This window comes from Almyronema sp., assembly GCF_052168255.1.
Taxonomy (GTDB): Bacteria; Cyanobacteriota; Cyanobacteriia; order Phormidesmidales; family Phormidesmidaceae; genus Sphaerothrix; species Sphaerothrix epifaneia.
On the sequence record NZ_JBQLZL010000113.1, the window covers coordinates 33,760 to 39,890 of the forward strand.

Here is a 6,131-nt window from a genome sequence, read left to right on the forward strand (position 1 = left end):
CAATCGTGACTCCTGATTTAGGCCGTAGAGATAACAGTAAACGGGTTGAAGACAGTCACTTTCTCGCCAGCGCTGCCGAAGACAGAAAAGGTAGTTTAAGCTGCATGGCTGGCCGCTCAATCGTAATGTAAGTGAGCGTCGCCACGATGACTGTGACCGCTGCAATGGCTAGCATTTTGACCATACTTGAAGTAGCTAAGTGGGCGTTTAGATAACCCAAAATAGCAATATGCCACAGGTATATACCAAAGCTAATGACTCCGATGTAGCGGAGCGGTTTCCAGGTCAGTATCTTGCTCAGCCATCCCTGACCATGCAAATGGCTCACCAAAACAATAGCCCACAGACAACCGTGTATTTTGTAGAGCCAGTGAGTTCCTAAAATCACTGGCATCTCACTGTGCAATATCCAGTGCCAGGTTAAGTGCATTGGCTGAGTCTGCCAACTTAAAGCAATCCCCAGCAGCGCCAAAATGGCGATGACTTCCATGACGACTTTGCGATAAGGTTGTTGGGTTTGAGAGGTGTCACTGAGCTTGATATGAACCAGTGCTGCCAGAGAACCTACCAAAAACACAGATAGATGTGGCAGCACTGAAAGCCGAGCTGGCGCACCTAACCCAACTTCTGCCAAATGACTGAACAGCATCAGCCCTAAACTGAGCGCAGCCGTTAAGATCAAGCTCCGGTTCAAGACTCTGCTAATTAACCAAGCAATGCCTGGAAGCAAAAAGTAGTATTTGACTTCTACAGGGATTGTCCAGAAATGATTGCCAGCCGTTTGCAAAGCTAGGTGAGAAAGCACATCACCAAAGTCATATTTGAAGCTGGGAAATAAACAATAAATTAACAATACAAAGATATATAAAGGATAAATACGAGTAAATCGCTTAAATCCGTAATGTAGCCATAAAGATGGATTTTTGAACTCAACATGGGGTCTCAGGAGTTGGTTCGTTAGCAGAAAGCTGCTCAATACAAAAAATAGATATACGCCGGAACGCCCCATTCCAGCATCCCCAAAGTTAAGAAATGGGCCAAAGAAAGCACCACTTTCTAACGTATCATTGCGAAATACGTTGCCTGTAGTATGCTCCAAAAATACCAGTATGACTGCGATCGCTCGTAATCCCTCTAAAGAGGGCAACCAGGTATGAGAAGCTGGCCGATCAGAAACTAGGTTGAAAACTTTGACTCGATCCTGTACCCGCTTCAAACGTATTGTGTTTAGCATGATGTTAGCCAAGCCTCGATGAATGTGATGTGGCTGGTTCACGTTTAGAGGATGTTTGAAAAGATATCTGCTGCGTAGCAAAACGGTTTAGATCTGCCTAAATTCCCCTTAAAAAGGGGGACTTCCGAGCCGATTCTTCTCTTAAAAGGATGAATCGGGGGGATCGATAAGTGCCTAAAATCACAACCACTGGCTTTTCAAACACCCTCTTAACCAGCAAGCACCCTCAGCATTGCTAAAACTAATTCAACGACTGCCAGTTAGGTTGAGTCAGGCACAAAACTGGCAGTCGTTAGCTCAAACAGTAGCCAACCGTGCCTGTTCAGCAGCTACCATCTCTTGAAAAATATGGTCTAAACTTCGCGTAATTTTCCAATCGGGAAAATGAGATTTCAGCTTGCTTAAATCTGAGATATAGCAAATATGATCGCCAATGCGATTGCGTTCAACATATTCCCACTGCACCTTACGACCTGTAATCGCTTCAACCCGTTCGAAAGCTTCTAGCACCGAAACGCTATTTTCTCGGCCGCCGCCTAGGTTATAAACCTCGCCTGGTCGAGGATGTTGGCGAAAGGCTTCAAAGGCTTGAATCACATCGTAGCTGTGAATATTGTCTCGCACCTGTTTGCCCTGGTAGCCAAAGACTTTATAGGTACCCCCATTGACCGCCACTTTAACCAAATAGGATAAAAATCCGTGCAGTTCTACGCCTGAATGAGACGGCCCGGTCAAACAACCGCCGCGAAAAATACCAACATTGAGACCAAAGTAGCGACCATATTCTTGCGCCACAATGTCGGCTGCTGCTTTGGACGCGCCAAACAAAGAGTGCAAACAGCGATCTATCCGGCAGGTTTCGGCAATACCGTTGTAGTCTTCGGGGTTGGCGTAGTCGTAGCGTTTTTCTAACTCTATTCGCGGCACTTCATTGGGGGCATCTCCATAAACTTTATTGGTACTCATGTGAATAAACACGGCTTCCGGACAAAACTGCCGCATGGCTTCTAGCAAATTGACCGTTCCTAGCGCGTTGACTTCAAAATCTAAAAGCGGAATTTGGCTAGCTTTGTCGTGGGAAGGCTGAGCAGCGCAATGAATAATAAGATCAAATTTTTCGGCTGCAAACAGGTCAAAAATGCTTTGGCGATCGCGAATATCCAAACTTTGGTGGCGAAACTGTTGGGTGGCGGCTTGCAAACGGCCTAAGTTCCACAGCGTATCTCCCTGCTGACCAAAAAACTCGGCTCGCATATTGTTGTCAACCCCGACAACTAAGTGCCCAGCGCGATCGTAATATTCGACCGCCTCTGAACCGATTAACCCGCTCGAACCTGTTACTAATACTTTCATAAATACCTCTTGACTCGTGATCAATTAATCATTCAAGCTAATAAACTTAAACAGTAGCGACTGGCAAGTTAGTTGTACTGAGAATTTCTTGGAAAACTTTACGAACTTGGTCAGGCGAGTGGAGTTTGTGATAGCCCTCAAAGTCGGGTTGAAGTTCGTGTAGTGCTTGTTCAGGGCGATCGCAAAGATAGTGCAAAGCGGCTATGCACGCAGCGACATCTCCTTCGGGGATGGTGACGCCAAATCGGAATTGCTCGATCCGTGCGGCCATACAATAGCCTTCGCTAACGATGATGGGTTTGTGAAAAACGGCGGCTTTCGTCAACAGATTGCTACTGTAGGGAAAGTTTTCGTAGGCAGCAAATAGCACATCGCAGGTATCAATTAGGCTATTAAAGGCATAGCCATCGGGAATTAGGTCAAAGTGAAAATAGCAGTTTGAGGGGGGGGCTTGCTTGATCTGGCTAATTTGCTGAAATTCTTCAGGGAAACACTGGTCAAATTCTTGATGAAACATAGATTCATCTAACTGGCCAGCAAAAACAAAAAACCAGTTTTCTTCTAGTGAGCGGCGAGCGACCTCCAGTAAGGTCAAAATGCCTTTGCGCTTACTTAGCGACCCAATCAGGCCAATAATTTTGCGATCGCCTGCCTGTTGACGAATTTTTTGGGCGAGTGGATAGTCTGAGCGGGGCGGAATTTCATCGGTGATGTCTGGAAAGGCGATCACGGGTTTGCCCAACTCTTTTTGCAAATCGGCGACTAGTTCTTCGTTGAGCAACGTCAAGGCACGGCAACGATGCGAACGCGCGACTGCATAGTGAGCTAGAGGTTCACTCAGCTTTGCCAGCGATCGCTGACCAAAGCGAAGAATGCCGGGACGAAAATAAATGCCCGACCAGTTATACGGAAAAATGTAGTCAACAATGTGATGGGTTAAGTAGTGGCTGAGGTAGTTGTCTAGCCAGTTGAGAAAAACCAGATCCGGCGAAAGGCCAATTTGTTCAGCCGCATCTCGAACTGAGCGGGCTAAATGCTGCCATCTTTCAATCACCGCAACAGGTTCTGGGACAGCGCCCAACAGTGGCAACCGCCGCCGGGGTTGTTTGTGCATTTCAAACACCCACAAGCGATCGCGATAGGCCGGACACTGTTCGTCTACCCAATCGGTGAGGTCTTGAGGTTGAGGATAAAAAGCCATCACCTGACAGGATTGCTCCAGCAAAACTTTGGTGAACAGCCTGAGATAGGTCAAGTGATGACCATTGCCAGAGTTTGTTTCAACGAGAGCAATTGTTTTCATGGTGACAAAAAGACTCACTGCGATCTAAAAGGGCTAAAAGCGGGTAAAGGCAGCCGCGTGATTACGTGGCTACCTGAACGGCGGCCAGCGGCGGCGAAAGCCAGCCGACCTCAGCTAATAAAGCGTCTGCGGCTCTGGTGGTCGATTGACCATCTAAGCGATAGGTCAAATCGGCAACGGTGTCTAAAGGTTGAGACTGGGGCTGAGGGTTGTCTAAGGCGGCGGCGATCGCCTTTTTGAGCTGGTCGGTAGGGTGCTGGTAGACCGTGGTGTAGCTGCCGTATTCTTCGAGGTGCTGATAGCCTTTGGCTGGGCCGTTTGGTTTGAGGTCAAAGGCGATGACGCGCCGCTGCATAATTAAAGCTTCTTCCGCCACGGTTGAAGCCCGGGTAATGAGCAAATCGGCAATTGACAGTAGCGAATAAACGTCTAGCTCTGTCAAGCTGGGTTCAACCACCACGATAGAAGCTGCCGCATCATCCGGAATCAGCATTTGATAGAGGTTGGGCGTCAGGCTATCGAGCGGATGCATTTTGACGATTAGCAAATATTTAGAAAAATCGACGCTGCGGTACAGGTGGCTAACATACTCGCGGTAGAGCCTCTGCTCGTCGGGCTGGTCGGCATATTCTGCCTGAAGCGTCGTCGCCAGCAAAATAACGGATTTATCAGCAAGCTGCGATCGCAGTTTGGGATAGCAAGCCAGTAGCTTCGCTTTGGCCTGAGCGGGGTTTAGCTGCGCTAAGCGATCGTGCAGAGGATTGCCGACTAGCCGTAACCGCTGCGGGTCAACGTCATACTGGTTGATCAGTTGCCGATGGACGCGCTGCCCCCAGACCAGCACCGTATCCGAGGCCGCAGTTGACAAATCTACAACGCTGTCTCGGCGAGTGCCTCCGTGCTGAATCGACAGTGTTTTGACGCCGCACTGCCGCAGCTTATCGGCTGTTTCAACGCCGCAGCGATGATAAGCCTGTTTAGAGCGATGATCGAGACACATCACCACGAGCTTGTTTTGCGGCTGGCTGCAAGCGCGAACCAAGCTAAAATAGTCGCTTTGTACCGGACAGTTGGCGGCGGCTAAAGCGGCAGAATTGGCGGCAGACAGCCGCAGCCGATGAATATTTTCGAGCAGCACGACACTCAAACGCACCTGCTGGCGAACCTCAGACCGCTGCAGCAAATTCAGGAGCAGCGGCATTAGCATCCGCTCACAGGCTTTCGAGTAGAGAAAAAAAATAATTTCTGGCTGAGTCTCTACTGCGGGAGCAGCTAGCCGATAGCTAAAAGACTTCTGCAAAGCAGCCCACTTGTTGCGGTAGCTGAGATACTGCTGCAGCGAAAAGTAATGATTGCCTAAGAGCTGAGCTTCTAGCGGATCGGTAACCTTGCGAACTAAATTGCTGAGCTTTAGAGCCATAAGACACTCACAAAACGATAACGGCTAAAGAGCAGCCAAGAGCAAATCGCAAATTTCTCTAACGGCAGCTTGCCCGCCCCCTCTTTGGGTGATGTAAATAGCTGCCGCCTGATTAGCGGGCATAGCATCCGCCACCGTTAAAGGACAGCCGACCGCCTGCATGACGGGCAAATCTTTCACATCATCTCCGGCATAGGCGACTTGTTTGAGGCTGATGCTTAGCTTGTGGCAAAGCTGTTCTAAGATTGGCAGCTTGGGGCTAATGCCGATATAAACATGTTCAATTCCCAGCTTTTTAGCCCGGTGTAGCGTGGCTGTAGACGCACTGGCGCTAATCAGGGCGACTTCTACGCCTGCCTGCTTCACCAGTTGTAGCCCCTGGCCGTCTTTGACGTTGAACTTTTTGAGTTCTTCGCCAGCGTCGGTGTAGTAAAGGCCACCATCGGTTAAAATGCCGTCTACATCAAGAGCCAGAAGGCGCACACCCGAAAGGCGATCGCGTAATTCAGCCGCTGATAGCTGCGTGGTTCCTAAAAGTTGCATCGCTTAAAGACACCTCAACGTTTTCTAGCTTGGGCGCACCAGTAACTGCGCTTGAGCGCTTTTCAGCAAGGTTTTCAGACTTTGCCACGAAGGCAGATGTCTAAAACTATTTCGGGTTTGGCTCAAAGACAACCTTGTGAGCCTCGGTTGGGGCATCGGTGAGTCAGCCAACTCCAGACACCCCTGAGGGCAGATTTTCAGCCGTGTCGGCAGGGTTAACGAACTACGAAACGCCAGCTAAAGACCGGATAGCCGTTGCTTCACGAATACGTAAAAGC

The 6,131-nt window shown here is 49.1% G+C and carries 5 protein-coding genes; all 5 read right to left on the bottom strand.

Annotated features, from left to right (window positions below; all coding sequences use genetic code 11):
- Nucleotides 1–55: 55 nt before the first annotated feature.
- The gene (locus ACTS3T_RS23230) at nt 56–1,234 is read right to left on the bottom strand and encodes an acyltransferase family protein (RefSeq protein WP_377965459.1); all 1,179 of its coding nucleotides are present in this window, start codon (nt 1,232–1,234) and stop codon (nt 56–58) included.
- A gap of 297 nt (nt 1,235–1,531) precedes the next feature.
- A complete protein-coding gene (locus tag ACTS3T_RS23235; RefSeq protein WP_377965461.1) occupies nt 1,532–2,587 on the bottom strand; it encodes an NAD-dependent epimerase/dehydratase family protein in 1,056 nt (351 codons plus the stop codon).
- 46 nt (nt 2,588–2,633) lie between these two features.
- Complete coding sequence (locus ACTS3T_RS23240) at nt 2,634–3,890, bottom strand: glycosyltransferase family protein (RefSeq protein ID WP_377965463.1); 1,257 nt, start codon at nt 3,888–3,890, stop codon at nt 2,634–2,636.
- A 61-nt stretch (nt 3,891–3,951) separates the two neighbouring features.
- Nucleotides 3,952–5,310, bottom strand: a complete 1,359-nt coding sequence (locus ACTS3T_RS23245; RefSeq protein ID WP_377965465.1) for a UDP-N-acetylglucosamine 2-epimerase — start codon at nt 5,308–5,310, stop codon at nt 3,952–3,954.
- Between the two features lie 24 nt (nt 5,311–5,334).
- On the bottom strand, nt 5,335–5,853 hold the full coding sequence (locus ACTS3T_RS23250; protein ID WP_377965466.1) for a KdsC family phosphatase: 519 nt from the start codon (nt 5,851–5,853) through the stop codon (nt 5,335–5,337).
- Nucleotides 5,854–6,131 lie beyond the last annotated feature (278 nt).